General features: G+C 45.4%; 24 protein-coding genes. 10 read left to right on the forward strand and 14 right to left on the reverse strand.

The genetic code is table 11. From position 1 onward, the window contains the following. Positions 1-393: 393 nt before the first annotated feature. Genes argH through RTS10_RS09370 form a run of 3 tightly spaced genes read left to right on the forward strand, consistent with a single transcriptional unit; the run spans position 394 to position 2,425 of the window. Positions 394-1,770: an argininosuccinate lyase gene (gene argH / locus RTS10_RS09360; RefSeq protein ID WP_312540128.1), complete on the forward strand. Its 1,377-nt coding sequence runs from the start codon at positions 394-396 to the stop codon at positions 1,768-1,770. Between the two features lies 1 nt (position 1,771). Further along, positions 1,772-2,116, forward strand: a complete 345-nt coding sequence (locus RTS10_RS09365; RefSeq protein WP_100274195.1) for a gamma-glutamylcyclotransferase family protein — start codon at positions 1,772-1,774, stop codon at positions 2,114-2,116. A gap of 21 nt (positions 2,117-2,137) precedes the next feature. Then, the gene (locus RTS10_RS09370; protein ID WP_007115982.1) at positions 2,138-2,425 is read left to right on the forward strand and encodes an oxidative damage protection protein; all 288 of its coding nucleotides are present in this window, start codon (positions 2,138-2,140) and stop codon (positions 2,423-2,425) included. A gap of 126 nt (positions 2,426-2,551) precedes the next feature. Here RTS10_RS09370 and rplS read toward each other — a convergent pair whose 3' ends face one another. From rplS to nhaD, 5 genes are all read right to left on the reverse strand, one after another. Beyond that, positions 2,552-2,932, reverse strand: coding sequence for a 50S ribosomal protein L19 (rplS, locus tag RTS10_RS09375; protein WP_007115984.1), 381 nt, complete (start codon positions 2,930-2,932; stop codon positions 2,552-2,554). A gap of 123 nt (positions 2,933-3,055) precedes the next feature. Continuing rightward, on the reverse strand, positions 3,056-3,826 hold the full coding sequence (trmD, locus tag RTS10_RS09380) for a tRNA (guanosine(37)-N1)-methyltransferase TrmD (protein WP_312540081.1): 771 nt from the start codon (positions 3,824-3,826) through the stop codon (positions 3,056-3,058). 126 nt (positions 3,827-3,952) lie between these two features. After that, complete coding sequence (rimM, locus tag RTS10_RS09385) at positions 3,953-4,510, reverse strand: ribosome maturation factor RimM (protein WP_312540082.1); 558 nt, start codon at positions 4,508-4,510, stop codon at positions 3,953-3,955. Between the two features lie 34 nt (positions 4,511-4,544). Then, on the reverse strand, positions 4,545-4,802 hold the full coding sequence (rpsP, locus tag RTS10_RS09390; protein WP_128681602.1) for a 30S ribosomal protein S16: 258 nt from the start codon (positions 4,800-4,802) through the stop codon (positions 4,545-4,547). A 318-nt stretch (positions 4,803-5,120) separates the two neighbouring features. Next, positions 5,121-6,584 (reverse strand): sodium:proton antiporter NhaD, encoded by a 1,464-nt coding sequence (nhaD, locus tag RTS10_RS09395; RefSeq protein WP_312540084.1) that lies wholly within the window; start codon positions 6,582-6,584, stop codon positions 5,121-5,123. Between the two features lie 147 nt (positions 6,585-6,731). Between nhaD and hisA the strand changes: the two genes are divergently transcribed. Then, positions 6,732-7,481: a 1-(5-phosphoribosyl)-5-[(5-phosphoribosylamino)methylideneamino]imidazole-4-carboxamide isomerase gene (hisA, locus tag RTS10_RS09400; RefSeq protein ID WP_095356674.1), complete on the forward strand. Its 750-nt coding sequence runs from the start codon at positions 6,732-6,734 to the stop codon at positions 7,479-7,481. 7 nt (positions 7,482-7,488) lie between these two features. Here the strand turns inward: hisA and RTS10_RS09405 are convergent, their stop codons facing one another. From RTS10_RS09405 to RTS10_RS09425, 5 genes are all read right to left on the reverse strand, one after another. Beyond that, positions 7,489-8,106, reverse strand: coding sequence for an alpha-ketoglutarate-dependent dioxygenase AlkB family protein (locus RTS10_RS09405; RefSeq protein WP_312540085.1), 618 nt, complete (start codon positions 8,104-8,106; stop codon positions 7,489-7,491). Position 8,107: 1 nt separating this feature from the next. Then, a complete protein-coding gene (locus tag RTS10_RS09410) occupies positions 8,108-8,992 on the reverse strand; it encodes an alpha/beta fold hydrolase (protein WP_312540086.1) in 885 nt (294 codons plus the stop codon). Positions 8,993-9,174: 182 nt separating this feature from the next. Next, positions 9,175-11,040 carry an ABC transporter ATP-binding protein gene (locus tag RTS10_RS09415; protein ID WP_312540087.1) on the reverse strand — a complete coding sequence of 622 codons (1,866 nt, stop codon included), beginning with the start codon at positions 11,038-11,040 and terminating at the stop codon, positions 9,175-9,177. 349 nt (positions 11,041-11,389) lie between these two features. Further along, the gene (locus tag RTS10_RS09420; RefSeq protein ID WP_312523166.1) at positions 11,390-12,196 is read right to left on the reverse strand and encodes a DODA-type extradiol aromatic ring-opening family dioxygenase; all 807 of its coding nucleotides are present in this window, start codon (positions 12,194-12,196) and stop codon (positions 11,390-11,392) included. A gap of 70 nt (positions 12,197-12,266) precedes the next feature. Continuing rightward, positions 12,267-12,671, reverse strand: coding sequence for a DoxX family protein (locus RTS10_RS09425; RefSeq protein WP_312523164.1), 405 nt, complete (start codon positions 12,669-12,671; stop codon positions 12,267-12,269). Between the two features lie 180 nt (positions 12,672-12,851). Here RTS10_RS09425 and RTS10_RS09430 point away from each other — a divergent pair, with 180 nt between their 5' ends. From RTS10_RS09430 to RTS10_RS09450, 5 genes are all read left to right on the forward strand, one after another. Continuing rightward, the gene (locus RTS10_RS09430) at positions 12,852-13,700 is read left to right on the forward strand and encodes a LysR family transcriptional regulator (protein ID WP_312523163.1); all 849 of its coding nucleotides are present in this window, start codon (positions 12,852-12,854) and stop codon (positions 13,698-13,700) included. 508 nt (positions 13,701-14,208) lie between these two features. Next, on the forward strand, positions 14,209-16,359 hold the full coding sequence (locus RTS10_RS09435; protein WP_312540088.1) for a circularly permuted type 2 ATP-grasp protein: 2,151 nt from the start codon (positions 14,209-14,211) through the stop codon (positions 16,357-16,359). A gap of 60 nt (positions 16,360-16,419) precedes the next feature. After that, a complete protein-coding gene (locus RTS10_RS09440) occupies positions 16,420-17,271 on the forward strand; it encodes a transglutaminase family protein (RefSeq protein WP_312540089.1) in 852 nt (283 codons plus the stop codon). A gap of 59 nt (positions 17,272-17,330) precedes the next feature. Continuing rightward, complete coding sequence (locus RTS10_RS09445; RefSeq protein ID WP_282841646.1) at positions 17,331-18,068, forward strand: proteasome-type protease; 738 nt, start codon at positions 17,331-17,333, stop codon at positions 18,066-18,068. A 301-nt stretch (positions 18,069-18,369) separates the two neighbouring features. Further along, positions 18,370-19,026, forward strand: coding sequence for a trimeric intracellular cation channel family protein (locus RTS10_RS09450; protein WP_060995987.1), 657 nt, complete (start codon positions 18,370-18,372; stop codon positions 19,024-19,026). A 44-nt stretch (positions 19,027-19,070) separates the two neighbouring features. Here RTS10_RS09450 and RTS10_RS09455 read toward each other — a convergent pair whose 3' ends face one another. The 3 genes from RTS10_RS09455 to RTS10_RS09465 form a co-directional block, all read right to left on the reverse strand. Continuing rightward, a complete protein-coding gene (locus tag RTS10_RS09455) occupies positions 19,071-19,634 on the reverse strand; it encodes a MarR family winged helix-turn-helix transcriptional regulator (protein WP_312540090.1) in 564 nt (187 codons plus the stop codon). Between the two features lie 161 nt (positions 19,635-19,795). Next, entirely contained in the window at positions 19,796-19,927 is a 132-nt protein-coding gene (locus tag RTS10_RS09460; protein WP_312523157.1) for a hypothetical protein, read from the reverse strand. A gap of 58 nt (positions 19,928-19,985) precedes the next feature. Then, positions 19,986-21,362 (reverse strand): MATE family efflux transporter, encoded by a 1,377-nt coding sequence (locus RTS10_RS09465; protein WP_312540092.1) that lies wholly within the window; start codon positions 21,360-21,362, stop codon positions 19,986-19,988. A gap of 415 nt (positions 21,363-21,777) precedes the next feature. On the opposite strand from RTS10_RS09465, the gene fumC reads away from it, so the two are divergent. Beyond that, complete coding sequence (fumC, locus tag RTS10_RS09470; RefSeq protein ID WP_312540094.1) at positions 21,778-23,193, forward strand: class II fumarate hydratase; 1,416 nt, start codon at positions 21,778-21,780, stop codon at positions 23,191-23,193. A gap of 174 nt (positions 23,194-23,367) precedes the next feature. On the opposite strand, the gene urtE is transcribed toward fumC, so the two are convergent. Continuing rightward, positions 23,368-24,066 (reverse strand): urea ABC transporter ATP-binding subunit UrtE, encoded by a 699-nt coding sequence (gene urtE / locus RTS10_RS09475; RefSeq protein ID WP_050325608.1) that lies wholly within the window; start codon positions 24,064-24,066, stop codon positions 23,368-23,370. Positions 24,067-24,073: the final 7 nt, after the last annotated feature.

The following is a 24,073-nucleotide window of genomic DNA, read 5'->3' on the forward strand; positions in this document are numbered from 1 at the left end:
GTCGGTGGTTTTACGGCAACAGAGGATAAACGCATTGTTTTAAGTAGACGCAAATTAATATACCATAGTTTGTTAGATAAAATGTGAAATGCCGCGTCAGATTGGTGACTTTTTTAGACCCATTGCGACTAACAAAATGACTGCGCTAAAAAGCCGCGACATCTTTGAGGGGATAGCGAACAGATTGGGCAGGAAAAAGGTGCTGGTGAGCGGCTCTTTAATGCGCTTGAGTGAAATTTGTGAGGTATCCTCAGTTTTTGCTATACTAGCCCTAGATTTTGCAGAGGGAATTAACAGCTCCAGCAATCTCATTGTCTTTATTCCTTTCACACTTACACAAAAAATGGACGTATTATGAGCAATCAAATTTCCGCTGATTCTAGCACATCTAGTATGTGGGGTGGACGTTTTAGCGAAGCCACTGACAGTTTTGTCGCTGAATTTACCGCGTCTGTCGGATTTGACCAACGTTTTGCCAATCAAGACATCGCAGGCTCGATTGCTCATGCCACCATGCTTGCCAAAGCAGGGATTATTACCGAGGCGGACAAAGACCAAATCGTTGGCGGTTTAACCCAAATCAAACAAGAAATCGCCGATGGCAAATTTGTATGGTCGGTGGCGCTTGAAGACGTGCACATGAATGTGGAATCTCGTTTGACCGCTATCATTGGCGATGTCGGCAAAAAACTGCATACAGGGCGTAGCCGTAATGACCAAGTTGCGACCGATATCCGTTTATATCTGCGTGACCAAACCGATATTATTTTAGGATTACTAAAACGTCTACAAACGGGCTTACTTGATTTGGCAAGCCAACATACCGATACTATTATGCCAGGCTTTACCCATCTGCAGACCGCGCAGCCTGTCAGTTTTGGTCATCATGTGATGGCATGGTTTGAGATGCTAATGCGGGATAGCGAGCGCTTGATTGATGGTCGAAAACGTATCAACCAAATGCCCCTAGGCGCCGCAGCGCTAGCCGGTACGACTTATCCGATTGAGCGGGAATTTACCGCACAGCTATTAGGCTTTGAAGGGATTTGTCAAAACTCGCTGGATGCGGTATCCGACCGTGATTTCGCCATTGAATTTGCCAGTAGCGCAAGCCTGTTAATGATGCACTTGTCACGTATGAGTGAAGAAATCATCTTGTGGATGTCAGCGCAATTTGGGTTTGTGGTCGTCCCCGATCGTTTTTGCACAGGCTCATCGATTATGCCACAAAAGAAAAATCCCGATGTGCCAGAGCTGGTACGAGGTAAAGCTGCCCGCGTGTTTGGCGATATGATTACCCTATTGACCTTGATGAAAAACCAACCGCTGGCTTACAACAAAGATAACCAAGAAGATAAAGAGCCACTATTTGATGTGGTAGATACTGTAACCGGCTCACTACTTGCCTTTGCTGATATGCTACCAAACTTAATTCCAAACAAAGAAAATATGCGTGCTGCGACCATGAAAGGGTATGCGACCGCCACTGATTTGGCGGATTATCTAGTGCGTAAAGGCTTAGCCTTCCGCGACGCGCATGAAGTAGTGGGTAAAGCAGTAGCGTTAGGTGTGCAAAAAGGCGTAGATTTGAGTGAATTATCACTCGATGAGCTTCAAGGCTTTAGCGACTTAATTGGTGAGGACGTGTTTGAATATCTGACCCTTGAAGGCTCGCTCAATGCCCGTAACCACATTGGTGGTACAGCGCCCAATCAAGTCAAAATGGCGATTGAACGTGGGCGTCAGCGTATCGAACAATTAGGTCATTAATATGCCAAAACTGTTCTCGTATGGCACATTACAACAAGAAAATGTACAGCTTGCCACCTTTGGGCGTACACTGGTGGGTAGTAAAGACCAACTCATTGGCTACCAGTTGGGTGAAATTGAAATCACCGATGACGATGTGGTCGCCAAAAGTGGCAAACGTTTTCATCCGATACTACTTAAAACCAATAACCCAACTGACAAAGTGGCAGGTGTGATTTTTGACATTACCGAGGATGAGCTTGCCCAAGCCGACCGCTACGAAGTCGATGCCTACGCACGAGTGGAAGGTCACTTTGACAGTGGCGCTACCGCTTGGATTTATGCCGATGCTAGCGATTTAGACTAGCAACTATTAACAGGATAAAAAATGGAAACTTATAACCCCGCTGACCACATGGTCATGTGCCGTAAATACAAACAAAAGCTACCCAAAATGCCAAAACCGCCGTTTCCTAATAAGCTTGGTGAAGAGCTGCAAAACACCGTGTCTGCCAAAGCGTGGAACGAATGGCTAGAGCACCAAACCATGCTCATCAATGAAAATCACTTAAGCATGATTGACCCAGAAGCTAAAAAATTTATTACCGAGCAGCGCAATAAATTTTTGGATAATGAAGACTACGAACGCCCCAAAGGCTGGACAGCGCAAAAATAAATAAGCGCTAACAACAAAAAACCCCAAATAGATTTATTTGGGGTTTTTGCTTTTTTGGTGTTGATTAAACCCTGACAATCAAAGTTTAACCCATTTAGGCAGATAATAAATAACGCAGTTAAAGCCTTAAGCTTGCGCTTCTTCTTTACGCACTGACAGTTTTTCACGGATACGTGCTGATTTACCAGAACGGTCACGTAGGTAGTAAAGTTTGGCACGGCGTACATCACCACGACGTTTTACTTCAATTTTTGCAATTTGTGGTGAATGGGTTTGGAACGCACGTTCAACACCTACACCACTAGAGATTTTACGTACGGTAAACGCAGAGTTTAAGCCGCGGTTACGTTTAGCGATAACAACACCTTCAAATGCTTGTAGACGCTCACGGTCGCCTTCACGCACTTTTACTTGTACGACAACAGTGTCACCAGGACCAAAACTTGGTACGTCTTGCTTAAGCTGGCTATTTTCGATTTGTTGAACCAAAGGATGTTTGTTACTCATGAGATTTTCTCCTCTCACTGGGGACAGAGGCTAAGCTGACTAAAGTTAGTTGATGTCAGCAAATGCGCATACTCCCCGCTAATTTTATGTGTCTTGATAGCAATCGACACGATTAGGCATCCGTCAAGTGGATGAATCTGGGTGGCTGTCTTTAGCAGATTGCGCTGCTTCTGTCAGCCATTTTTGTTGCTGTTTGGTTGGCACAAAGGCTTGCCACAAATCAGGACGTCTTAGCTGGGTGCGTGTTGCCTGCTGAATAAATCGCCACTTGGCGATATTGGCATGATGCCCTGACAACAGCACGTCAGGCACTTTCATCCCTTGAAATTCAGTCGGTTTGGTATATTGTGGACAATCGAGCAAGCCATCCACAAAGGAGTCTTGCTGCGCCGATAAATCATCGCCCATCACATTGGGCAATCGGCGTATCACACTATCCATCAATACCATCGCGGGCAATTCGCCCCCTGTGAGCACATAATCACCAATTGAGCATTCGATATCGACATACTGACTCAGTAGTCTTTCATCGATGCCTTCATAACGACCGCATAACAAAATCAAGCCGTCATATTGGCAAAAATCAAGCACTCTGCTTTCGCTCAGTGTCTTGCCTTGTGGCGACAAATACACCACAGGACAGGTTTTACCGCGCGCATTGGCTTGCGTTTTGGCGTAGTCGATGGCTTTTTGTAACGGCTCTGCCATCATTACCATACCAGGCCCTCCACCAAACGGACGCTCATCGATACGCCGATAATTGTCTGTGGTAAAGTCTCTTGGGTTAATCAGCAAGATTTCCGCTTGCTTGCGAGCCAGCGCCCGCCCAGTGATGCCAAAGTCAGTAATACTAGCAAACATTTCGGGCAAAATGGTTATTACCGCAAAAAACATACGCTACACTCACTTTAGCTTGGCATTAACAACGCCTTGTTGATTGACAACTCCCATCGAATAAATGCTAAGCACCCATCAACGACGAACACGCAACGATTAATCATCAATGCTAGTTATCAATGTTTAATAATCACTGCCCCAATCGACCATCAGGGTTTGCTTGGCTAAATTTACCTCGCCAATGGTCTGTTTGTGCCAAGGAATCAGTCGTTCTTCACCATCCACACTATCCGCAGTCGGTTCGACCACCATAATGGCATGTGCCCCTGTTTCAAACAGCTCTTTTACACGTCCTAAAATGACATTTTCTGACTGGCTAATCACTGTCAAGCCAATCAAATCTGACCAATAATATTCGTCTTCTGCAAGCTCAGACAGATTGTTTTTTTCTGCCCAAAGGCTTACACCAAACATGGTTTCTGCGATATTGCGGTCGGGTACTTCGTTAAGTTGTACCACGTAGCCTTTACCTTGTTGTCGCCAGTTTTTTACCGTTAAGGCCTTTTGACCCATGGCAGTATTGATGACCCAAGGCTGCATATGAAATATCGCTTCACGGTCTTCAGTAAAGCTAAATACCCATAGCCAGCCATGAATGCCATAAGGCTTTTTTAGCTCGCCGATTTTAAACAGCGATGTGTTAGCCTCATTGGTATGCAAGTCTGTTGGTTGTTTTGCCATATTAAAGTCCGCTCTACTTAATTTTTATAAAAAATTAAGCAGTTGCTTGTGCTTTGCTAGCTGCTTTAAATAAAGCGGCAACACGGTCAGAAGGTTGTGCACCTTTGTTGATCCATGCTTGGTAAGCGTCAGCGTTGATGCGTACTGGCACTTCTTGACCTTGCGCTAGTGGGTTAAAGAACCCGATGTTTTCGATGTAACGACCGTCACGGGCATTGCGTGAGTCGGTTACCACGATTTGATAAAATGGGCGTTTTTTCGCACCACCGCGTTGTAAACGGATAACTACCATAATGTTCTCTCTGTGAATGCAATCAATTGAATCTAGTTCAGTGGTTAGAGCCTAAAAGACCCAAACAATTGAAAAAACGGCATAAATACAGTTTTAGCAAAGTTTAGGTACACCAAAAAGGGCAATAGTTTAGCATATTTTTATCAAAATCAATAGCTTTTTGGGGTAAATTTTGACTTTTTATATTTAGCGCAAGTTTAATCACATTGAAGCGATAGCATCGCTCACCAGTCCATAAAACCAGTCCATAAAAAAGGCGCTCATTTGCGCCTTGTTTAATGATTGAATAGCTTATTATGTCAATAGCCAATTATCGTATTATCGAATCATGGTTTCAATCAGCACATACACCCCTGCCCCGACCAGATAGCCAATCAGTGCAAGCCAAGTGATTTTTTTCATGTACCACATAAACGGGATTTTCTCCATGCCCATCGCTGCCACGCCCGCGGCTGAGCCGATAATCAAACAGCTACCGCCTGTCCCCGCACAATAAGCCAAAAACTCCCAAAACATGCCATCTTGACGAAACAGCTCAAGGCGCGCCGCTTCTGCTGCCGCCGCTTGCGCGATATTGGCATCGGTGGTCAGCGGATACATATTCATTGCCCCTGCCACCAAAGGCACGTTGTCCACGATTGAGGATAACAAGCCAATCATGACGTTGATGACATACACATTGCCAAAAGTGGCATCCAGCCATTTTGCTACGTCACCGAGTATGCCCGCAGTGGCAAGTGCTGCCACCGCCAATAAAATACCGAGGAAAAATAAAATACTGGGAATATCAATACGGCTTAATACGCCTTCAACCCCGATACGCTCACGGATATAATTATCTTGGTGACGGTGCATGATTTCAGTGACCATCCACAGTACAGCCAAGCCAAACAACACGCCGACATAAGGCGGCAAATGGGTAATGGTTTTAAAAATTGGCACAAATGCCAATGCACCCAACCCTAGCAGTAACACTGTCATGCGCGTTTTTTGACTGATGCTGTCTTGGGCGTTTGATTTGATGGTAGCACGTAGGCTTTCGATACGCTGCTCTATAGGCATACTAGCCAATTCACTGTCAGATTCTTGTCCGCTTGGCAGTACAGGCGCGGTCACGGTTTGACCTTTTAGCTGCATCATCACCAAGCCCATGGGGATTAACGTACATACGATACTTGGGATAAACACATTTGCCATAATACCCGTTGCAGTAATCTGCCCGCCAATCCATAGCATGGTGGTGGTGACATCACCCACAGGTGACCAAGCACCGCCCGCATTGGCCGCAATCACAATAAGACCGGCAAAATACCATCGCATTTTTTGGTCATCGATGATTTTTGACACCAGTGATACCATCACAATGGTGGTGGTTAAGTTGTCGAGTAACGATGAGAGAAAAAAGGTGATAATGGTAATAATGGCGAGTAGCTTACTGGCATTTTTGGTATGAATTTTATCGGTAATCACTCGAAAGCCATCATGCGCATCAATCAGCTCAACAATCGCCATCGCGCCCATCAAGAAGAACAAAATCTCGGCGATTTCTGCCAAATGCTCACGTAACTGCTCGCCGACAAAATGCAAAGAATCTTGATGATTGGCAAGACTGGCGGTCACCGAATGGTTGGCAACAAGCGTATCGATACCAAAGGTCAGCAGTACCCATAACGCAATCGCAGTCAGTAGCGCGCTGGCAGCTTTGTTGACATGGATGTTGTGCTCAAAGGCAATCGCCATATACCCTAATATAAAAATCCCTGCTATCACCACGTATAACATTGTCCTTCCCCCTGTTATGCTAATACCCACATGCAAAATATCTTAACCTTAGTTGGCATTATACGGTAAAATTATCGCCAAATTCTAGCGACACGCATTTTGACTAACCTAGCTCAACTTTGCGCCAACTGACAACAGGACAACCCCATGACGACGTTATCAACTACGCCAACTTTAATTATCCCTGCCATTGACCTCAAAGACGGCAAATGTGTCCGCCTCAAACAAGGGCGTATGGAAGACGATACCGTATTTAGTGATGACCCTGTCGCAATGGCAAGCCGCTGGGTAAAAGAAGGCGCTCGACGCCTGCATTTGGTGGATTTAAACGGTGCTTTCGATGGCGTGCCGGTGCATAAAGACGTCGTCACCGCGATTGCCAAAGCCTACCCAAATTTACCCATTCAACTCGGTGGCGGTATCCGTAGCCTTGATACCATCCGTCATTATTTAGAAGCGGGTTTGAGCTATATTATTATCGGTACCAAAGCAGTCGAACAACCTGAATTTGTTGAACAAGCGTGTCAAGAATTTGCCGGTCATATCATTGTAGGTATTGATGCCAAAGACGGCATGGTAGCGACACATGGCTGGGCAAATGTCACCGATGTCAAAGCGGTGGATTTGGCAAAACGCTTTGCCGATGCAGGCGTATCTTCTATCGTCTATACTGATATTGCACGTGATGGCATGATGCAAGGCGTCAATGTCGAGCAAACGGTCAACTTGGCAAAAGAAGGTGGTATTCCGGTGATTGCCTCAGGTGGGGTGACGGACTTACAAGACATCGAAAACCTAAAACCCTACAGTGATTATCTTGAAGGTATCATTACAGGCCGTGCTATTTATGAAGGTACCCTCGATATTGCTGCGGCGCAGGCGCTTCTCGATAGCTAAATGATATTTAATTCGCTATATGACGGAAGGTCAGATTAATTCTACCTTCCGTTACTTTTTTGGTCTTAGGCAGGCTGTGTAACCAATGGCGCTGGGTTTGTCCACGCATGACAATTAGCTGTCCATTTTGCAAAGGAATCTCGACTTTTTCCTTGGTGATACGGTGCTTGAATACAAATTTACGCGTTGCCCCTAATGAGACAGACGCGATAATGGGTTCATTACCCAGTTCGCTTTCATTATCGGCATGGTAGCCCATACCATCATCGCCTGTGGGGTAATAATTAAACAAACAGGCGTTAAAATTTGCGCTCATCTGTTGCTCAGCCAGTAGCAATTCTATGTGCTGTTTTAATGCCAAAACATCCGCGGTCCAAGGCGTTGCCGTCTTGCGTTGCCCAGAATAGTGGTAATCGTTTTCACTCATCCACACGATTTGGCGATGGGTGACATGGGTTTTGCCAAAAATTGTGACAACGTCATGCTGCCAAGGTAACTGCGTTAAAAAATGCCGATAAAGCGCATTGGGCTCATAAGCGGGGCTGTCAAAAACCTGCCCAAAATCATTGACAATACCATCGTAGGGCAATAAATTCTCGTTGGGATTGGCGGCAAATAATGTCATGTTAGCTTGTCAACTTCAGCTTTTGAAAAATGAGCTTGGCGCATAATTCTGGTGCTTCCAGTGGCAGTAAATGTCCATAGTCATTGAGCACTGTTATTTGCTCATTGGGCACGAATGTATCCCACATCTGACGCACTTGTTGACTGATAAACATCGACGGCTTACCGATGATTAACTGCACAGGCACTTTGTTGTCGGCAATGAGCTGTTGTAACGGCTTTATAATCAGTGGTGTGCCAAAATAATTGGCGAGTTCTTGCTTGGGTGAAAAACGTAACGTGAGTTTACCCTGCTCACCTGCCTCTAAACTATTTTTGGCATAGGTTAAAAGGTGTTCATCACTGATACGTTTGTACGCTTTATGACGGCGAAGAAACTGATAATACGCATCCACACTGGGCCAGTCGGCTTGTTTAACTTGGGTGCTTTTAAAGGGTTCTCGAGTCATTTTTACCATGCGTGGCACTAGGCTGTAAAGCTTGCCTTGCTGGTTGGTAAAGGTGACAGGCTCAAGCAAATAAAGCGCGCTAAACAAGTCTGGGCGTTTGGCAGCTGCCATGGTGGTGGCAGTTGCCCCTTGCGAATGTCCGATACCGATGACGGGCTTGCCGTCTCGCTCTGCTAGAGTGGCTTGCAAGAACTCAATCAAGATATCGGCGTCCTGTTCCCGCGTCAGCGCGGTTTCGGTCGGTTTATCGTACCATTCGCCCCGCATGGTTAGCGCGGTAATATTAAGATGTTGCGATAAATCGTTCAAGAGCGGCTCATAGACGCCTAAGGCAAAGCCGTTACCGCCGTAAAAATGGGCAGTCTGGCTGGCGGTGGGGTTTTTGATGTTATAGTATTTGGCGTTTTTGCCATTTAGATTGATGCGTTGTTCTTCCATGCCAATTGTCCTAATTAATCACTTTTCTAGCCACTTTTTAGTGACTAAAAGGTGACTAAAAATTGACTTGGTTACTTGATTATAAGACCCAGTGAAAAATTATGGCTACCCCTTTTGTGACTTGGCATTCACCCTTGCCGTTGGGCGGTATCAAATCTATTGTAAGTTAGCACTTCTTTTATTTAATCATCTTCGCCAAGAAAACCGCCGCTTTGTCTTGCCCATAATTTGGCATATACACCATTTTGAGCTAGAAGCTCACCATGGCTACCTTGCTCGACGATTTGCCCTCTATCCATCACCACCAATCTATCCATCGACGCAATCGTCGACAATCGGTGGGCAATCGCAATCACGGTCTTGCCTGCCATCATATCGTTGAGACTGTCAGTGATAGCGTATTCCACTTCGCTATCGAGTGCCGAGGTCGCTTCATCCAGCAGCAAAATCGGCGCATTTTTGAGCATCACACGGGCGATGGCAATGCGCTGGCGTTGTCCACCCGAGAGCTTGACGCCACGTTCACCGACTTGGGTATCCAAGCCGACATTGCCTTTGGCATCGCTTAAATGTTGGATAAACTCCCACGCATGGGCTTGTTTGGCGGCGCTGATGATTTGCTCATCGGTGGCATCTGGGCGACCATAGGCAATATTTTCTCGCACGGTGCGGTGTAGTAGTGAGGTATCTTGAGTAACCATGCCGATTTGTTGGCGTAAGCTCTCTTGGGTGACATCGCTGATATTTTGATTATCAATCAAAATCGCGCCCCCATCGACATCATAAAAACGCAGTAGCAAATTCACCAAGGTTGATTTACCTGCGCCAGAGCGTCCCACTAGACCGATTTTTTCACCCGTTTTAATCTCAAGGTTAAAATCATCGAGTAGTTTTTGCTTGGCATCGGCGTCATTGGTTTTATTGCCACTGCGACCATAATTAAAATCGACATGGCTAAAGTTGATTTTGCCTTGCGTGATAAGTAAGTCCCTAGCGTTCGGCTTATCTACCACGGTATGCGGTTTTGACAAGGTTTTCATGCCGTCCTGTACGGTACCAATATTCTCAAACAATGCCGCCGTTTGCCACATTATCCAGTGGGTCAACCCGTTAAGACGCATCGCCATTGCAGTCGCTGCCGCAATCGCCCCTACGCTTAAGCCGTTGTAATACCACAGGTACAAACCGAGCGCCACCGTAGTACCGACCAATACCACATTAATCAAATGATTGACCAGCTCAAGGCGGGACACCCAGCGCATTTGCTCATGCACCGTATCCAAAAACTGGCTCATCGCATCTTTGGCATAGGTCAGCTCACGGCGAGAGTGGCTAAATAATTTGACCGTCGTGATATTGGCATACGCATCCGTAATCCGCCCTGTCATCAAGGCACGGGCATCGGCTTGGCGACTGGCAGAGTTTTTAAGCTTGGGGATAAAATACGCCACAGTGGCAAAGAACATCACCATCCACAACAAAAATGGGATGAGTAACCAACCGTCAAGGTTAAATAAAATAATGCCACTACTGACAAAATACACCAATACATACACCAGCATGTCGGCAATGGTCATAATGGTATCGCGCACTGCAAGCGCGGTTTGCATCACCTTGGCAGACACCCGACCAGAAAACTCGTCTTGATAAAACTGCATGGATTGACCGAGCATTTGACGGTGAAAACGCCAACGCATCTGCATCGGGAACACGCCTTGCAAAGTCTGAAAATGAATCAGCGAGCTTAAGCCCACCAAAATTGGGCTGACCACCAACACGGCCGCCATCATTAGCAAACTATCGGCTTTTTCTGCCCACAGATTAGCGGGCGTATAGGCACCCAGCCAATTGACGATATCGCCAATCCACTTGTACAGTAGCGACTCATACACACCTATCAAGCCTGTCAAGAACATGAAGGCAAAAATCCAACCGCGCAGACCCTTGGTACACGCCCACAGAAACTTTAAAAAATTATCCGTCGGTAGGTTGTAATTGTCTTCTGGATAGACTTCCAGACGATTTTCAAAAAAACGAAATAAACCCATAATTGATTATCAGTAGTTTAAAATTATCTGTATTATTTTAGCAGATATTGAGGATTGATAGCAGCGTTGCTGAAGGCTAGCTACAATCCTTTACATACAAGTAAACAATTTTCAACTTAATCCCTAAGGGGTAGTTATCAAAACTTTTTTGTCGCCATAAAAAAGCCATTATCCTAGAATAATGGCTTTTTTTGAGGCTTTTTTTGAAGCTTAGCCAACCGCTATGATATTGGGTAAAAATGGTAAAATCATAAGCTATGCAAATGACATTCTTATGAAGCCTTGTAAAGCTTGCGCGATAGATTGATGATAAGGCAAATTTACTGCGGTTAATTCGCCTTTTTATCCACTAATCAAACCGATAGATATCCATACCCAGATTGTAGTGAGCAAAGCTTTCATGCACTACCGACATCACATCCCCTGCGCCCCGCGCAAAAAATACAGGCAGTAAATGCTCGGGCGTTGGGTGATTGTGGCGCGCCAAGCTATGCGTCTGCCAATCAAACATCGTTTTGTCATTGGCTTTTAGCTGATCTATTATCCAGTATTTAAAGGTTTTGGCTTGCGGCTCAATCTGTTGACTGTTAAAACGCACATTATATAAGTTATGGGTAATACTACCCGATGCCACAATCAACACCCCTTGTTGCCGTAGCGGCGCAAACAACTGCCCAAGTTGATACAACTGACTGGGGCTAAACCCGTGTGGCAACGACACCTGCACGATTGGCACATCGGCATTGGGGTACATGTGTAGCAGCGGTGTCCAGACACCATGATCAAATGGTTGATTGTCGACCACTTTAACCGCCACTTGCATTTGCGCTAGCTGCTTGGCGATACTTTGCGCAGCGGCTGGATGACCGGCTGCGGGGTATTGGATTTCAAATAACGCTTTAGGAAAGCCCCCAAAATCATGTAAAGTGCGGGGGGCTGGATTGGCATTGATCAGCCACTCGCCACTTTCCCAGTGCGCCGACATGATGATGATAAGCCTAGGCTTGGGTAAAGCTGCACCGAGCTGATGCAGCGCCTGAGTAAACGGCGTATCTTCAATCGCAATCGTTGGTGCACCATGCGAGATAAATAAACTAGGCAGCGTTGGCTTGTCAATGCTTGCGCCTAATACATCAGTTAATGTTAAACCCTTCATGGCGACCTCCTATTGTTATCACCTAAAACTTTTATCAACTAAAATTTTTATTAGCTAAGATTTTGATTAACTAGGCACTGACAGCTTGTCCACGATTATCAATGGAGAAAGCACCCGCGCCTGCAACAGATAAGTATAAGAAAGCAAAGCTATACAGTACAGCGGCTTCCCCTTGATTCAGCAGTGGCAACCAAAAATTATCAATGCCTGCGTGCATCATAAAGTATGCCACCGCCATTTGACCTGACAGAATAAAAGCGACAGGACGCGTGAACCAGCCCAAAATCAGCAAAACGCCACCGACCAATTCTAACACGCCTGCTAAGCCCATCAGCGAAAACAATTGCAAACCATCAAACATCGCCACATGCGGCACTCCAAATAATTTTGCCATGCCATGTAGCATAAAGGTGTAGCCCAGTACGATGCGAAACAAGCCAAGTACATAAGGTTGATATCGAGAAACATTGTTCATTGTTGTATCCTATTAGTCTAAAGTTAAAGTCATGAATATATGTGATGACGCCATTATAGTGATATCTTATTAAGAGAAAAACACATAAAATATTGATATATTATTTCTTATTAGTTGATAATTAACATGACGCATTCAAGCGTTAATTCACTGGAAACATTAACTCACTGAAGGATACGCATGGATACGCTCAAAAGCTTGCAAGTGTTTCGCACCATCGTAGAAAAAGGCAGTTTTACCAAAGCCGCTGATGCACTCGATATGTCGCTTGCCATGACCAGCAAACACTTACAACACCTTGAAGCCTATGTGCAAGCCAAGCTGTTAAATCGCAACAACCGTAATTTAAGCCTCACTGAAGTCGGTCAACAATACTATGCAGAAGCGGTACACGCCCTAGATATTTTGCAGCAGGCAAAAACCAAGGCACACGATGGCAGTGTATTGCCGGAAGGAAAACTGCGAATCATTGCACCGGTATGGTTTGCCACGCCCTATTTTGTCAATCTGCTTGCCAAATTCCAGCAAGATTATCCCAAAATTGAGCTAACGGTTGATTTGGAAAATCGCTTCACCGATTTGATTGCTGCGGGCTATGACCTAGCGCTGCGGGTGGTCAACACGCCACAAGATAATTTGATTGTCAAACCGCTGGGCAAAATAGATTTTTATTATGTCGCAAGTCCGCGTTTTGTTGCACAGCACGAGCCGCCTACGTCTGCAGACGAGCTCAGTGACCTGCCCGGGATTTTACCCAACTATACGCACATGGCAACCACCCTCAAACCCTATAACAGCAGTAATAACACTGTGATGATGGCACAGATGGCGCTGACAGGCATGGGCGCTGCAATATTGCCCGAATGGCTGATTGAGGATGAGATTGGGCAAGGGCGACTGGTCAAATTGTTTGAGCAGCCATTTAGCAACGTATCAATCTATGCGGTCTATATGAATCGGGCATTTTTAAATTTAAAAATACGCTTATTAATTGATTTTTTGGGGGATAATTTAATAAAAAACGATTAGCCTGTTAACTGTTTCTCTCCTTTAAGTCACGAGCCTTAGCGTCAATTGGGCAACGGAGCCGGCATCCGACTGGTTCATGTTGTTTGAATTGTACAAGTTGGGTATTGACTATTGCTATTAGTATGCGCATTATCTGATGATGTGTTGCAATAATTTTTAATAAAAAAATTTTTAATATAACAACAATTTAGTAGAAAAATATTCGTTTAATTTTTCACCAAAATATTTCTCATGCATCAATTTGGTTCATGTCATGATTTTTATGCGCCTATGGCGTAGATTTTTTGTTTTACACTGCACCAACTTCAATAATTCGACTAATTTTGGTGCAAAATCGAGCGATTTTTAATCTATTTTTCAACTATTTAACAGCCTTTCGTTTTGTTTTTTTTGGCATGAAACTTGATGAATTATTTAATAAGTTATTTATAGCATAATCTGTCAAGAAAATGTCTGCCATCGGGAGGCAAAAACTATTTCTTCTTTCGTCATACATAAGGAGCCAATAATGCCAATTGCCAAAGCATTTGATGAACTGCAACTCGCCGATGGGCAATATAGACATTCGGCACAACAGGTGGGTGCTTGGCTTCAAGAGATGAATTCAGACACGTTAATTAGTTTGAATAACCAAGCATCGGATATTTTTTATCGCCGCGGCGTGACCTTCACTGTGTATAGCGATGCCAGCAACATTGAGCGCATGATACCCTTTGATATCATCCCGCGCATCATTGACATTCAAGAATGGCAAGTGATGGAACAAGGCTGCCAACAACGTATTCGCGCGCTCAATCAATTTATCCATGATATTTATCACGAACAGACGATTGTCAAAGAAGGCATTGTGCCAAGCGAGTTTGTGTTTAAAAACAGTGGCTACGAGCCGTGGATGCTGGGTATCAACTTGGATAAACCCGTCTATGCTCATATTAGCGGCATTGATTTGATTCGCGACCAGCACGGACAATATTGTGTGCTTGAGGACAACTTACGCACCCCTTCTGGCGTCTCTTATATGCTCGAGAGCCGCAATGTGTCGCAAACCTTACTAAGCAAGCTCTACCAATCTCAATCGGTGTTACCGGTGGCGGACTATCCAAAACGGTTAAAGGCGTGTCTATCGAGCACCACCAACAAATACGACCCACAAATCGTGGTACTCACCCCAGGACGTTTTAACAGTGCGTACTACGAACATGCGTTTTTGGCGCGTGAGATGAATGTGCCCTTGGTGCATGGCTATGATTTGATTGTAGAAAACAACCATGTCTACATCCAAGGGGTGCGCGGCAAGGTACAAGTGGATGTGATTTATCGCCGTATTGACGACCCATTTTTGGATCCGTTGGCGTTTTTACCCGATTCAATCTTGGGGGTGTCAGGGCTGATGAGTGCGTATCGCGCAGGCAATGTGGTGATAACCAACGCCCCAGGCACAGGCATTGCTGACGATAAAAGCCTTTATCCATTTGTACCCAAGATAATTGAGTATTATTTGGGTGAAAAACCGATTTTACCCAATGTGCAAACCTATCAATGCAGTGATGCCGATGAGTTGGCATATGTGCTCGACCATATGCCAGAGTTGGTGATTAAAGAAACGCAGGGCTCGGGAGGTTATGGGATGTTGATAGGACCGACTTCAAGCAAAGAACAAATTGCCGCTTACCGCAAACGTTTACTAGACAACCCAGCAGGGTTTATCGCCCAGCCGACTATTAGCTTGTCCACCAACCCAACCGCGGTCGCAAGCGGCATCGCACCGCGCCATATTGATTTGCGTCCTTTTGTGTTGTCACATGGTGACGGTACGGTAGATATTGTGCCAGGCGGATTGACGCGAGTGGCAATGACCGAAGGCTCATTGGTGGTCAACTCATCCCAAGGCGGTGGGGTAAAAGACACTTGGGTGGTCGATACCGTCAATGGCAAACTCAGCGGCAAACAAGGCACCGCTCATTTGGGCACCATTCAAACCAACCATGAACGAAAATCACAATCATCGACTTTATTGGCGTATGAAAATATCAACCATAATCGCTTAATTTTGCTGTTATCAACAGCGAGCTATTTAGTATGGCTAGGTCGATACAGTGAGCGCTTACGCTACTATGAACAAATCATTACACGGCTGTCAAATGACCAGTGCAACCAAATAGACGTCGATGCCATCGTGCACAATCTTGGCTTGCCGATTTCAGCCGATGCCGATGCTCTATATGACTATCTTGCCAACAAAAAGGTGCCAGAAACCATTGGCTTTATCGAGCAAAATGTCCAAGACGTCAAAGGCGTTATTGGTAAAGATACGGCTGAACTCTATAACCTTATCAAACGGTTAGCCAATACGGGAGCGTACCGCGCTGCCAGCCTACAGCTCTATGCCTGCAATGCGTCGATGCAACAAGAAAACCCGATTGTGGTCACGTTTTGGCAACTCGGACAATGTTTTGAATCGCTGGACTGTCATATATTGATGAAAAAAGATTGCCGTGAGTGCGTGCAAAAACTTAAAGAGGTTGTTAACACCTTGCCAGAAAACACCCGCTGGCGTGAGCTGGATCGATTGGTCAATCAACTGTTAAAGTCTAATCAACCCAAAGATTTTCAGTCACTATCGGGCGCGTTTTCAAATATTTTACAGCAAGGTGTGTAAGCCAAATCTATTAGATGACTACCATCATTTTGACAAAAATAAGCAGTTAGTGAGAGCACAATGAGACTTATAATCAGCCACCAAACCAATTATTTTTATGAACAACTTGCCTTACGCAGTGTGCAATACATCCGCATGACGCCGATGACCTTACCCCACCAAACCATCCATAACTGGCAAGTGATGCTGCCTAAAGTCGCACAAATGCAAACGGATGGCTTTGGCAACCAATGGCTCACCCTAAGCCGTCACGAACCGCACAATAACTTGCAAATTCAAGCCTTTGGGGAAGTAGAAATTAACGCTGATACCTTATTTATCCCTGACAATCAGCAAGTGCCGTATCAGATTTTTGCCGTACCCACCAAGCTGACCCAATGCTCCGAAGCCATGCGTGACTTTGCCCATGACGCGCTTGAGCAGTTTTTGCAAAGTGAGGACATCGATGCGCAGTTAGCTATCCTCAAGTCATTGGCAAAAGACTTGCTCGATAAAATGCCCTATACCAAAAGCGTGACCCATGTCGGCACCACAGCAGAGCAAGCGTTTGCAATGGCGGCTGGGGTGTGCCAAGACCATACCCATGTGTTTTTGGCACTGCTACGGGATAAAGGCATTGCAGCGCGCTATGTATCGGGTTATATTTATGAAGCAACCCAAGCGCATATGGCAAGCCATGCATGGGCAGAGGTGTGGCTTGCGGGTAATTGGTACACCTTTGATATCTCTAACCAACATTTTACCCCCAATTGCCATGTTTACATCGCCTTTGGGCGTGACTATGCCGATGCGGCGCCAGTGCGCGGGGTGCGAACAGGGGGCGGTGACGAGCGACTGTATAGTCAAGTCATGGTATCTACACGCCCCCAGTACATACTACAGCTTAACGCGCAGTTTGCAGCGCAGCAGTAATTTGCCACTATTGATTTACCAATATTTGCTAAACCAGTATTTGCTAAAAAGGAACAACCATGACCTATTGTGTGGGTATCAGACTCAAAGACGGGATGATTTTCGCCAGTGATACTCGCACCAATGCGGGCGTCGACCAAGTATCGATGTTTCGCAAAATGTATCAATACGGCATTGAGGGTGAGCGGTTTTTGGTGCTACAAACCGCGGGGAACTTGGCGACGTCACAAGCGGTATTTACCAAATTAGATAACGCCATCAAACTTGCGCAAGAGCGCAACTTGCATACCGTCCCTACCCTGTATGATGCCGCGCAATTGGTGGGTGAGTGCCTGCGAGAAACCACCATCCATGCCCAAACCATCGCACAAGAAACGGATACTAAGTTTAGAAGCAGTTTTATCTTGGGTGGGCAAATCAAGGGGCAATCCCCGGAAATTTATTTTATCTACCCTGAAGGCAATTGCATCAGAGCAACGACCGATACGCCTTTTTTCCAGTTAGGTGAAAGTAAATACGGCAAACCTATTTTAGACCGTTCCATGAATTATGACGCATCACTCAAATCAGCGATGCGAGCCATTCTGATTTCTTTTGATTCAACCATCCGCTCCAACCTATCCGTCGGTATGCCCATTGATGTGTTGGTCTATCACAATGACAGCTTACAGATGCCACAAGGGTATCGCATTGATGAAAACGATGAATACTTTGCCAGCATCCGCCAACACTGGTCAGATGGGCTGAGAAAAATTCTAAATGAACTTGAAGACTCACCGATGAGCTATTGGCAATAGCAACTGTTATACAGTTAAAAATCAACCTACATCGAGCTATTTGGCAGGTTCTTGACTGTTTCCTCGCCTGTCGATTTATACCGCGTTTTTGGTTATACCGCGCTTTTGGTTATACCGTTTTTGGCATATACCGTTCTTGAAATAATGCGCTCCCATCTATATCAACCTGTCTTAGGCAATTGAGTGGCTATAGTTCAATTGCCTTGCCAGAGATAATGCAAATACCTTGGGTTTTTGGTAGGCGGTAATTTTGGTGGGTATGGTATGATGTGATTTTTTATGATTGTTTGGTTTTTATGCTATGCAGCTAACTGATTTGGCACCTTGGGGTGAATCACTTAGAATCGCCGTAGAAGTCATCGGCACCATTGCTTTTGCCTTGTCGGGCATTTTGGCAGGCGTGCGCAAACGTATGGATATGTTTGGGGTAGCGGTGCTGGGATTTTTATCGGCGTATGGTGGGGGTACGCTGCGTGATATTTTGCTAGAGCGTCGTCCGTTTTTTTGGGTGTCCCAAGAGCTAATGTTATGGCTGGTGTTTGCGCTTTGTATTGTGGTAATGCTAGTCAATAGCCGCCGCCCGTTTCGTATCACACCTGCAGCGATTCAATTGGCAGATGCGTTAGGGTTGGGCTTGTTCGTCGCCTCTGGGGTACAAGCCTCACTGGCAAGCGGTATGCCGATGGCGGTATCAGTCATTATGGGGATTATCACTGGGGTATTTGGCGGAGTGATGCGTGATATTGCCTGTGGTGAGATGCCCACCGCGTTTTTTGACCATCGTCCGTATGCCATGTGTGCGTTGGTTGGCGGCTGGGTGTATGCGATTTTGGCGGTGTACAGCTCGCTTGCCGCTTGGGTGATTATGTTTATCAGTACCGTCACTACCACAGGGCTGCGTATTGCCGCGCTGGCGTTTAATTATCGTTTACCCGGTTGGAAAAAAAGCGCCTCTTAGCCAACAGATTGGGTAGCTATCAGATTAGGTAGCTAAAAGATTTGTTAGCCATCGGATGTGGCTTGGCTGTGCCAATCCGTTAATGAATTCAAGGCTTTATCAAGCAGATGATGCAGCTGATCCCATTCCTGCCCGCTCATCTGATGAAAAAACTTTGCTTCAAGCCCGCGACCAATCGTCTCACAAGTTTGCCACGCCTGCTCACCTGCCGCCGTCAAGCGTAGCTGCTGAATACGGTTATCTTGTTTATCGGGAATTTTTTCTATCATACCGCGCTGCTCAAGCCCTGCTAAATATTTGGATAACAGCGTTTTATCCAGTACCAATTTTACTTTAAGTTCGCTTGAGGTGATATTTGGGTAATCATGAATCAGTCTAAGTAGACGTATTTCTTTGACTCGCAGCCCGCAAGCTTTACGGTACAATGGCTCGGCGGCATTGAGCACAAGGATTTTGATGACGTTAAGCTTGTAAGTCAGATAGGCATGATGGTCGGTTGGGGTTGGGATATCAAGCGCTGCTGCTGCAAGATAATGATACAGCGACATCTCACTGTCGCTATCTAAGTTTGGCGTATGGGTGTTGTGAGCAATAGTCGGTGTCGGCATAAAGATGGCTTACTTTTGTCAGATGATTTATTCCACAGTATAGCCGAAAGCTTGCATTTCCCATACCAGTTGCTCAGCAAAACCCCGCATAGTTCGTTGATTATAGCCCACCTATTAAAGAAAGATAACTTTGATTGCTTCAGTTTGATTCCTTTAATTCATTAGGCTTGATTGATTAGGTTGATAGCGGTCGCCACCATGACAAAATTTTTAACAACCCCATTTGATGGTATCTCATCCTCGATATCCATCGTTTCGTCAATGATGGATAAGTCGCTATTAGAAATAATCAAGCTTACATAGAAAAATTGAGTTTATATAAATGAATGAAGCTTGCACAAAAAACAAAGCTTACACCAGTCGCTCGACCGCTTTTTTCTTCCAAAAAAATTGGTAGTACAAGCCTTGTAAGACGCTCATCACTATAAAGTTCGCCACATACGCCCACCAAATGCCCTGCAGTCCAAAATGACGACTGAGTAAAATCGCACTGGGAATCTCTACCAATAAGATACTGCCGATACTGATAAACATAGGCTGCCACACCATCCCAGTCGCGCGCATCATGCCACTAAAAATCATGCCACTGCTAAAAAAAAGCAAACTCCATAACACAATGTGCAATAACTGTTGCGCTAGTATAATCACGCCTTCCACCGTGATAAACATCGCCATCAAATAACGGGAAAAAAGATACGCCAGAACAATCAATCCACCCGTAATAATGAGATTGGTCATCATGGCAGTGCGAGTGACGCAGTTTAAGGCGCTCGCCTTACCTGCGCCAATCGCTTGCGAGGCATAAATTGATGCCGCTATCGCAATCGACATGGCAGGAAATTGCACATAGCTCAACACTTGGTTGACTGCGCCATAAGCTGCGGTGGCATTGGTACCAAAGCCATTGACGAGTCCAATAATCACCAAGCCAGATATCGCGCCCGTGACCATCTGAAACGCGGTAGGCAACCCTAACCGAATCACTTTACGCGCGATGTCGGGTTGGATGCGTATATATTTGAGCAATTGAGTATCAATTTGTAAGGGGTGATTTTTGGCACGGGTATAAAAAAACAAAAACAGCAATACCAACAACTGTGATAATAGAGTCGCAATCGCAGGGGCTTGGATATCGAGCTTGGGTAACCCAAACCAACCTTGAATGAGCGCAGGCGTCACCACAATCCCAATCACAATGGAAATACCCACGGCAAACAGGGGCGTCACCGAATCGCCAACCCCGCGCAATAACGAAGTATAAGCGATAAATAAAAACAGTAGCGGACTTCCTGCCAACATCAACTTGGCATAACGGTTTGCCAAGCCTTGAATCTCAGCAGGGACGCCCATCTGTACAATGATAAACTGACTGAGCAAGCTACCTGCAATCGCAATCATCACCCCTAACATCAAAATAATTGCAAAGCTATTGCCGGTAATTCGTTTGACCAAATCCAACTCTTTGGCACCCCAAGCCTGCCCTACCAAAATTGATGAGCCTGAAGCGATACCGATGATAAATGCCATCAAAAAAAACAGCACTGGGGCAAACACCGATACGGCGGCAATCGCCTGCACCCCTAGCATCTGCCCAACAAAAATGGTATTAATCGTCCCTGACAGCGATTGCAAGATGTTGGTCAGCAGTAAAGGCAACAAGAAAAACAAAAACGGTCGCCATAGCGTGCCGACCGAACTAAAATCTGGAAGTTGTTGTGTTTTTTTCATACCGTCAAATTTGCTTAATGATAATTGCTTCTTAATGATAAATGCTTAATGATAATAATGATAACGATGGCTATTTTAATTATTTTTTTACTACCTACCTGTTAGGTAAACTTTATACAGTGTTAGATAGCAAACCAAAGCGTATCGAAACCCTAAAAATCTACCGACGCTGGCAAAATTTCGTTCATGGTAAACGATAGCTCAACAACATATCGCAATAAAATGTTAACTACCTTTCGGTATCACCCGTCATCTTACCGCTTACTTTAACAAAGATAACAAACGACACATATTCTCAAACTTTTATGGGTAATAACTCTGTTAAACTTTACCCTGTGCTTTGGTGCATAACTGGCGATAACCAGCCGCTTTGATAATGAGAGAATCAAAAAATTCACTAAAAAAGAGAACAATAATGACAACCGACAACCAAACCGATACCCAGCAATTTCGCAGCGAAAAAGACACCATGGGCGCCGTCAACGTCCCTATAGATGCCTACTGGGGCGCGCAAACCGAGCGTAGCCGCAATAACTTTAAAATCGGTGGTGAAACCTTACCACAGCCACTGATTGAAGCCATGGCACTGGTCAAAAAAGCCGCCGCCATCACCAATGCCAAATTAGGGCGTATCAGTGATGACAAACGTGACCTTATCGTGCAGGCCGCCGATGAAATCATCAACGGGGCACTGCGTGACCAATTTCCTTTGGTGGTTTGGCAGACAGGCTCTGGCACCCAGTCAAACATGAATATGAATGAAGTGATTGCCAACCGCGCCAATGAACTTGCCGGTCAAGGCAAAGGTCGTTATCAGCCGATTCATCCCAATGACGATGTCAATCATGCACAATCTACCAATGACAGCTTTCCCACCGCGATTCGGGTAGCGGCGGCGCGTCAGATTGTCTATCTGCTTATCCCTGCGGTGCAAAAACTGCGTGACACCTTAGCAAGCAAAGCTGAGCAATTTGCTGGCATTGTAAAAATCGGACGTACCCATTTGCAAGACGCCACCCCTTTGACGCTAGGACAAGAGTTTAGCGGCTATGTCAGTCAGTTAGATCATGCGCTCATTCGTCTAGATGCCGCGCTACAGGGTCTGTATGAACTGCCTTTAGGCGGTACTGCAGTCGGTACAGGACTCAATGCGCATCCTGACTATGCGCAGACTGTCGCACAGACCTTAGCGGATTTAACACAAATTCCGTTTGTCACCGCGCCCAATAAATTTGAAGCGTTAGCGGCAAGAGACGCTGAAGTTTTTGCCTCAGGTGCCCTAAAAACCTTGGCGGCAAGCCTTAATAAAATTGCCAATGATGTGCGCTGGTTGGCTTCAGGTCCTAGATGTGGGATTGGCGAGCTTAAAATCCCTGAAAATGAGCCAGGCTCATCCATCATGCCAGGTAAAGTCAATCCGACCCAGTCTGAAGCCATGACGATGGTCGTCGCGCAAGTGATGGGCAATGATGTCACCATCAATATGGCGGGGGCGTCGGGCAATTTTGAACTCAATGTTTTTATGCCAGTCATCGGCTACAACCTGCTGCAATCGATTCGCTTACTTGCCGATACTTGTGACAGCTTCAATGACCATTGCGCGGTAGGCATCGAGCCTGTGACAGAAAAAATTGATTATTTCCTACACAACTCATTGATGTTAGTCACCGCGCTCAATCGCCATGTCGGCTATGAAAATGCAGCAAAAATTGCCAAAACTGCTTATAAAGAAAATAAAACCTTAAAACAAGTTGCCGTTGAACTCGGTTTATTGACTGACGCCCAATTTGATGAGTGGGTCAAACCTGAAGCCATGACTGGTCCAAAGTGATTAATCGAAAGTGGCTAATCAAAAATGATTACTCCAAAGTCATGTGAGCGTTGATGAGGCGTAATCCCCATTGTTTGATGAATCAATTTTGACAAATCAATTTTTATCAGCAAAATTTTAGCCAGATGACAGCCCTCTGGCTAAAAGCTAATTTACGCAAGCTTTGGCTATTTACTAAATCGCCACTAATTCTCTGATGCCTTTTTCTGGCATATCACCGCCCATGCCTTGGGCAATGACTTGTCCCCGTGCCATAACCGTATAGTTGTCGGCAAGTTCTTCAGCAAAGTCATAAAACTGTTCGACCAAAATAATCGCCATATCGCCTTGGTCAGCCAAGCGACGAATCACCCGCCCGATATCTTTGATAATCGATGGCTGAATCCCTTCAGTCGGCTCGTCCAAAATTAGCACCCGTGGCTCAGAAGCCAGCGCCCTGGCTATCGCTAATTGTTGTTGCTGACCGCCTGACAAGTCACCGCCGCGGCGCTGGCTCATTTCATCGAGCACAGGAAAAATCTCGTACAAATGGTTTGGGACTTTTTTGGCTTTGCTGCCTTTAAATTTTGCCATGCCAATCAAGATATTTTCTTCTACGGTTAAGGTTGAAAAAATATCTCGCCCTTGTGGCACATACGCCATGCCCGCGCGCACGCGGTTTTCGGGCGATAATTTGCTAATGTCTTTGCCATCGAGCAAAATTTGACCCGATTTAATCGGTAAAACCCCCATCAGGCACTTTAACAGTGTGGTTTTACCCACGCCATTGCGACCGAGTACCACAGAACACTCACCCACAGGCGCGGTCAAACTGACATCGCGCAAAATATGACTACCGCCATAATATTGATTGATTGTGTTTACTTCTAACATCGCTATC

The sequence above is a fragment of the Moraxella sp. CTOTU47616 genome, assembly GCF_032017465.1.
Classification (GTDB): Bacteria; Pseudomonadota; Gammaproteobacteria; order Pseudomonadales; family Moraxellaceae; genus Faucicola; species Faucicola tetraodonis.

What these genes read in the sequence shown, in the direction of transcription:
- RTS10_RS09405 (WP_312540085.1), bottom strand. Translation starts at nt 8,106, where the DNA reads ATGACATTATTTGCCGCCAATCCCAACGAGAATTTATTGCCCTACGAT.
- RTS10_RS09455 (WP_312540090.1), bottom strand. Translation starts at nt 19,634, where the DNA reads ATGCCGACACCGACTATTGCTCACAACACCCATACGCCAAACTTAGAT.
- rpsP (WP_128681602.1), bottom strand. Translation starts at nt 4,802, where the DNA reads ATGGTAGTTATCCGTTTACAACGCGGTGGTGCGAAAAAACGCCCATTT.
- argH (WP_312540128.1), top strand. Translation starts at nt 394, where the DNA reads ATGTGGGGTGGACGTTTTAGCGAAGCCACTGACAGTTTTGTCGCTGAA.
- RTS10_RS09370 (WP_007115982.1), top strand. Translation starts at nt 2,138, where the DNA reads ATGGAAACTTATAACCCCGCTGACCACATGGTCATGTGCCGTAAATAC.
- RTS10_RS09440 (WP_312540089.1), top strand. Translation starts at nt 16,420, where the DNA reads ATGAGACTTATAATCAGCCACCAAACCAATTATTTTTATGAACAACTT.
- nhaD (WP_312540084.1), bottom strand. Translation starts at nt 6,584, where the DNA reads ATGTTATACGTGGTGATAGCAGGGATTTTTATATTAGGGTATATGGCG.
- RTS10_RS09435 (WP_312540088.1), top strand. Translation starts at nt 14,209, where the DNA reads ATGCCAATTGCCAAAGCATTTGATGAACTGCAACTCGCCGATGGGCAA.
- RTS10_RS09365 (WP_100274195.1), top strand. Translation starts at nt 1,772, where the DNA reads ATGCCAAAACTGTTCTCGTATGGCACATTACAACAAGAAAATGTACAG.
- urtE (WP_050325608.1), bottom strand. Translation starts at nt 24,066, where the DNA reads ATGTTAGAAGTAAACACAATCAATCAATATTATGGCGGTAGTCATATT.
- trmD (WP_312540081.1), bottom strand. Translation starts at nt 3,826, where the DNA reads ATGTTTTTTGCGGTAATAACCATTTTGCCCGAAATGTTTGCTAGTATT.
- rimM (WP_312540082.1), bottom strand. Translation starts at nt 4,510, where the DNA reads ATGGCAAAACAACCAACAGACTTGCATACCAATGAGGCTAACACATCG.
- RTS10_RS09415 (WP_312540087.1), bottom strand. Translation starts at nt 11,040, where the DNA reads ATGGGTTTATTTCGTTTTTTTGAAAATCGTCTGGAAGTCTATCCAGAA.
- hisA (WP_095356674.1), top strand. Translation starts at nt 6,732, where the DNA reads ATGACGACGTTATCAACTACGCCAACTTTAATTATCCCTGCCATTGAC.
- rplS (WP_007115984.1), bottom strand. Translation starts at nt 2,932, where the DNA reads ATGAGTAACAAACATCCTTTGGTTCAACAAATCGAAAATAGCCAGCTT.
- RTS10_RS09430 (WP_312523163.1), top strand. Translation starts at nt 12,852, where the DNA reads ATGGATACGCTCAAAAGCTTGCAAGTGTTTCGCACCATCGTAGAAAAA.
- fumC (WP_312540094.1), top strand. Translation starts at nt 21,778, where the DNA reads ATGACAACCGACAACCAAACCGATACCCAGCAATTTCGCAGCGAAAAA.
- RTS10_RS09465 (WP_312540092.1), bottom strand. Translation starts at nt 21,362, where the DNA reads ATGAAAAAAACACAACAACTTCCAGATTTTAGTTCGGTCGGCACGCTA.
- RTS10_RS09450 (WP_060995987.1), top strand. Translation starts at nt 18,370, where the DNA reads ATGCAGCTAACTGATTTGGCACCTTGGGGTGAATCACTTAGAATCGCC.
- RTS10_RS09420 (WP_312523166.1), bottom strand. Translation starts at nt 12,196, where the DNA reads ATGAAGGGTTTAACATTAACTGATGTATTAGGCGCAAGCATTGACAAG.
- RTS10_RS09445 (WP_282841646.1), top strand. Translation starts at nt 17,331, where the DNA reads ATGACCTATTGTGTGGGTATCAGACTCAAAGACGGGATGATTTTCGCC.
- RTS10_RS09425 (WP_312523164.1), bottom strand. Translation starts at nt 12,671, where the DNA reads ATGAACAATGTTTCTCGATATCAACCTTATGTACTTGGCTTGTTTCGC.
- RTS10_RS09410 (WP_312540086.1), bottom strand. Translation starts at nt 8,992, where the DNA reads ATGGAAGAACAACGCATCAATCTAAATGGCAAAAACGCCAAATACTAT.